The organism is Sulfuricurvum sp., assembly GCF_049305995.1.
Taxonomy (GTDB): Bacteria; Campylobacterota; Campylobacteria; order Campylobacterales; family Sulfurimonadaceae; genus Sulfuricurvum.
In genome coordinates this window covers 1-5,374 of the sequence record NZ_JBAQPS010000242.1, presented here as the reverse complement: position 1 = coordinate 5,374, position 5,374 = coordinate 1, and the positions used below count along the sequence as shown (strand labels likewise).

The 5,374-nt window shown below is 39.7% G+C and carries 6 protein-coding genes; 5 read left to right on the top strand and 1 reads right to left on the bottom strand.

The annotated features are described in order from the left end of the window. Positions 1-162 precede the first annotated feature (162 nt). The 5 genes from WA010_RS08430 (at position 163) to WA010_RS08410 (ending at position 4,606) form a co-directional block, all read left to right on the top strand. A complete protein-coding gene (locus tag WA010_RS08430) occupies positions 163-303 on the top strand; it encodes a hypothetical protein (protein ID WP_422556685.1) in 141 nt (46 codons plus the stop codon). Positions 304-550: 247 nt separating this feature from the next. Continuing rightward, positions 551-1,852: a sensor histidine kinase gene (locus WA010_RS08425; protein ID WP_422556684.1), complete on the top strand. Its 1,302-nt coding sequence runs from the start codon at positions 551-553 to the stop codon at positions 1,850-1,852. A gap of 81 nt (positions 1,853-1,933) precedes the next feature. After that, complete coding sequence (locus WA010_RS08420) at positions 1,934-2,188, top strand: YfhL family 4Fe-4S dicluster ferredoxin (RefSeq protein WP_422556683.1); 255 nt, start codon at positions 1,934-1,936, stop codon at positions 2,186-2,188. After that, positions 2,189-3,658: a Ppx/GppA phosphatase family protein gene (locus tag WA010_RS08415; RefSeq protein ID WP_422556682.1), complete on the top strand. Its 1,470-nt coding sequence runs from the start codon at positions 2,189-2,191 to the stop codon at positions 3,656-3,658. A 3-nt stretch (positions 3,659-3,661) separates the two neighbouring features. Next, positions 3,662-4,606: a DUF808 domain-containing protein gene (locus tag WA010_RS08410; RefSeq protein WP_422556681.1), complete on the top strand. Its 945-nt coding sequence runs from the start codon at positions 3,662-3,664 to the stop codon at positions 4,604-4,606. A gap of 40 nt (positions 4,607-4,646) precedes the next feature. On the opposite strand, the gene WA010_RS08405 is transcribed toward WA010_RS08410, so the two are convergent. Beyond that, a partial coding sequence (locus tag WA010_RS08405) for a BamA/TamA family outer membrane protein (RefSeq protein ID WP_422556680.1) occupies positions 4,647-5,374 on the bottom strand: 728 nt, incomplete at its 5' end.

Below are 5,374 nucleotides of genomic sequence, written 5' to 3'. Positions count from 1 at the left end.
TTATGATTCTCAGTAAAAGCTGAGAATCATAGTCATCTTTCCTCTATAAAATAGTAAAAACAAAGGGTGGTTTATTTTATGTTCAAACCTTCACTTTTCTCGATAATCCTTTTTTTGTATCTTAATTGTTATGTTTTCGCAACCGAAAATGAGAAAATTATTGTGTCTGATCAAAATGTATCAAATTCAATAGAAGCACAAAATGATTCAGAAGTAATTCGTAAGATAAAAGATTTTTTTGGTGGGATTATTGATGATGGAATGGAATTTGTGGTTGACAATAAACTAATTGATAAAAATTAATTCTTTATTTAAGATTTATACAATAGACTGTTTTCATAATCCATTCTGCAATCTCTCTTTTATCCATTTTCCCTCTAAAGCAATTTTCGAATCCCTTAAGGGATTATGAAAGAAGTCTGTTCTATTTTTCTTGTATAATCATAAGAATAATTAAGTATCTAAAATTTATTTTCTCGAATACATAACTTACTGAAACTTAAACCGCACAAGTGCAGTAACTAAGCGATACTAGGAAAGGAGGAAAATTATGTTTTCCAAAAGAAGTATAAGACGACGCTTTCTTTTTCAACTCATTGTCGCTTCGGCGGCATTGGTTATCCTTTTCTCCTCTTTTTTATTCCTTTTTATCAAACAATCCATTTACGACGAAAAACAAGCTGAATTGATCGGTTACGCCGAAAATATCGCTTCGTATAAATCGCTATTATCAACCCAACAAAGCAATACCGATACTATGATGGGGCTTAACGTCGAGCTTATTACCCTCACTGCGAATGAAGAGCATCTCGATTTTTATGAGACTACCCACAAAGATAAAACAACCACTTTGACACTTGTCTATCCGTTTGATTTTGAACACTCATCGTATTTGAAAGTGAGCCGTGACATTACTCCTACCAAGCGTTTATTGACAAAAATAATGAACTCTATTTATCTCATTAACGCAGTGGGATTTGTTGTCATTATCCTCTATGCTATCGCTTTTTCAAAAATGTTGATTGCTCCGATCAGTGCCCTTTCACGCCGTTTATCCAACATGAATGAACATCTGATTCGCCCCATCAAAGTTGAACAGCTCCCCGATGAGTTTGAACCTCTGGGAGAAACACTCAATCGTCTCATTGCCAGGATTCAGAATTTCGTTAAATACCAAAAAGAGCTCTTTATCGGTGCAGCGCATGAACTCAAAACTCCTCTAGCCGTTATCAAATTGAAAAATCAGGTAACACTTATCAAAAAGCGTACTCCCGAAGAGTACATTGAAGCGATTCGAATCACCAATCAAAGTGTCGATGAAATGAATAAAATCGTTGCAGACATCCTCAATATTGGACGTCAAGAGGGAGCTCAGCTCGAAATACCAATTCAAACCGATATCATCCAAATCCTCAAAAAATGGGAAGGGGATTTCAAACTTTTAGCCAATAGTGAAAACAAAACACTCATTACCCATTTTGAGCCGGATGCATTTAGTGCTGTACTGCAAGTGACACTATTGAATCAAATTTTGCAAAACTTTTTACAAAATGCTCTTAAATTTACCCTTGAAGGTAAAACAATCCATTTCCAAAGCCATCTTAATGAAGTAGGAATTGTCATAGAGGTGATTGATGAGGGGTGCGGGATTGATGAGAGCGTCGATCTTTTTGCTCCATTTAAACGCCAAGGAAACAAATCGGGAGTAGGGTTAGGGCTCTTTTTAGCCAAAAGTGCTGCTGAAGCGATTGGTGCAACTATTACTCTCACCAATCGAGAAGATGAAATAGACGGGAGTATTGCCCGTTTAGTTCTCCCTTCGAAACTGTGTTGTGTCCTTCCACAACGATAAGTTTTTCTACTTTAAAACTCCTCAAAGGTTCCTTTCGCTATAAATCGCGCAATAACCAATAAAAAAACCGAGGTTGAACCTATGCCACTACTAATAGTCGATGAATGTATCGCGTGTGACGCGTGTCGCGAAGAGTGTCCAATGGATGCTATCGAAGAGGGTGATCCGATTTATATCATCGATCCGGATCGTTGTACTGAATGTGTAGGAACCTATGATGAACCTGCTTGTATTGCCGTTTGTCCGGTCGATTGTATTATCCCAGACAAAGATAACGTCGAAACCATGCAAGAGCTCCACTATAAACACAAGCAAATAATGGAGGAAGAGGAGTAAATGGCACAATGTACTGCTGTTATCGACATCGGAAGCAATTCGATGCGAATGGCGGTCTTCCAAAAAACCAGCCGTTTTGCTTTTCATATTCTCCATGAGGTTAAAAGTTCCGTCCGCCTAAGTGAAAATGCTTATAAAAATGGAGGATATCTCCAAGATGAAGCAATGGAACGTACCGCGCTTGGGATAGGGGAATTTTTATCCATTGCCCGCTCATTTGGCACTCGAAAGATTATGTGCATTGCGACCTCTGCACTCCGTGATGCACCTAATAAAGCCGCTTTTCTCTCCCGTATCAAACGTGAATATAACCTGTCAATCAAAATCATCAGTGGAGAAAGAGAAGCGTATCTAGGAGGTATGGCATGTGCAAATCTCCTTCCTGCTATTTCTGAAGCACTTACCGTCGATGTCGGAGGAGGCTCAAGTGAATTTACCGTTTTACGTAACGGTAAAGTGGAACAACTCTATTCCCTTAATATCGGTACCGTTCGAATTAAAGAACTTTTTTTCGATAACAATGACCTAAATGGCGCAATCGCGTATATCGATGAAGCATTAAGACAACTTCCTGATTTTGGAATCCATACTCTCATCGGTATCGGAGGCACGTTCCGTGCCCTTACCCGAGCATTAATGAAAAAAGAGGAATATTCTCTTAAAAAACTCCATGCCTATACAACTGATAACATTACATTTTTACATTTTACCGATCAAATCATGGACGCAAATCCTAAAAAACTACGCGCTTTATTTATCAAATCGGATCGATTTGACACCATCAAACCGGGAACGCTTATACTGGAGCGAATCATCCGCCATATTGGGACAAAAACATTAATTTCTAGCGGTGTTGGAGTTCGTGAAGGGGTATTTTTAAGTGACCTCCTCCGAAATTCTGCTGATCGTTTCCCATCAAACTACAATCCAAGTGTCCGTTATCTCCTCGATACTTATGCGCAACATAGTGATCATTCACTTCAATGTGCACATCTTTCTAAACGTCTTTTTGAGTTACTCTACACAACTCTTAACATCCATCTTAGCTATAAACACGAACTGACGATTGCGGCAAAACTTCTCTCCATTGGTATTGGTGTCCGTTATTATGCCTATCAGCGTCACAGCCACTATTTGGCTATGAGCTCTCTCGATTACGCTCTCACTCATCCTCAAATCACTTTAATCTCTCATCTACTATTGTTTAAAAAGGGACATTCATCTTCTGATCTTCTCCCTAAAAATTCTTATGCTTCTTTATTACCAAATGAATCAATGTTAAATGGGCTCGGATTTATTTTATGGCTTTCACATATTTTATTAGCTTCCAGAATCAATGCTTCTGAGGTGATCGTAGAGCTTATCGATGGGCAACTCATTATTTCAGGAAAATATCTCTATCTTGTACGTGAACAACTAAAAAATCTTGTTTTACCTAAAAACATTACCATTACCCTAAAGGATATCTAAACAATGGCAGGAAGCAGCCTTTTAATCCTTATTGATGATATTACCTTATTGCTTGACGATGTTGCCGCTATGAGCAAAGTCGCTGCTAAAAAGACGGCCGGGGTTTTGGGAGATGATCTCGCACTCAATTCTCAACAAGTGATGGGGATTCGAGCCGAACGTGAGCTCCCTGTCGTTTGGGGTGTCACAAAAGGCTCTTTTAAAAACAAACTCATCCTTGTCCCTGCTGCGTTAGGACTTAGTGCATTTGCACCATGGTCAATTACTCCGATTTTAATGCTCGGCGGTGCCTATCTATGTTTTGAGGGATTTGAAAAAATTGCCCACCCTTTCTTACATTCAAAGGAAGAGGATGAGCACAGCCGTGAGTTGATTGAAGCATTTCATAATCCTGAGATTGATTTAGAAGCATTTGAAAAAGAAAAAATTGAGGGTGCTATTCGTACCGACTTTATCCTATCAGCTGAAATTATCGTCATCGCATTGGGGAGTGTTGCTGATAAAGATATGATGACGCAGCTGATGGTTGTCAGTGGTGTCGCCATCGCAATGACAGTTGGTGTTTATGGATTTGTCGCTGCTATCGTTAAAATGGACGATGTTGGACTACATCTACTCCAAAATGCTCCTGAAGGCAAGCGGGGAGTACCGCAAAGGGCTTTAGGACAAGGACTGCTCAGTTTTGCTCCACGCCTTATGAAAATCCTCACCGTCGTCGGAACGGCAGCGATGTTCCTCGTCGGAGGTAGCATTCTATTACATGGTATACCTGATGCTCATTATCTCGTAGAGAGTACTGTACACACCGTAGAAACGATTCCAATGATCGGAACTACTCTAGGATGGGTTACCCCTATTTTTATCGATGCGATCACAGGAGTAATCGCAGGTGCTATCATAATGGGTGCTGTTGAAGTAATTTCAAAAGTAAGAGTGTTTAAAAAGTAAACTTTATGTCATCCCCGATCGAGTTGGGAATGACAGATAATTAAAATCTCTGCCCTATCGTAAATTCAAATGCTGTTGTGTTATCACCCGGTTTATCCCCGATAGGATTAGCAAATACAAGCTGTAACGGTCCGACAGGACTGAACCATTCCAATGATATTCCATAACCACCCCGTTTGATCTCGCTCAGGCTATTTTCACCGATTAAACCATAATCGACAAAGGCCGTAGCACGCATACGCGCTTCAGGGACTAAAGGTACACTGAATTCCAAAGAGTTAGAGAATGTTTGTGTTCCTCCGATTTTATACGGATCACCGGAACTGTCAACGCCATCCGTTGGAGAAAGAGAATACCCTTGGTATCCGCGAACCGAACCGATTCCCCCCATATAAAATTTTTCCCCTAACGGTAAATAGCCACTTTCATCAGCATAATTAAAGCGAGCTTTATAGCGCAAAATCAAATCAAAGTCGGTCAATTTTTGCAACCCTTTATAGGCTCCAAAACTGGTACGGCTTTTGATAAAATCAGCATCCCCTCCGATTCCTGCTTTTTCAAAACTTTGAGAAAATGTAAATCCTTCACGCGGGATATAATAGTCATCTGTATTATCAAATGTTGCCGAAACAATAACCGAACTTTTCGCGTAATTTTCGTAGTACCGAGGATCATACCCCGTACTGTTAGTATCAACATCACTATAATCATTTTTGGAGTAGTTATATCCCATATAGCCGCTCCAAGCGCGGTTAAATCGGTGCCCTA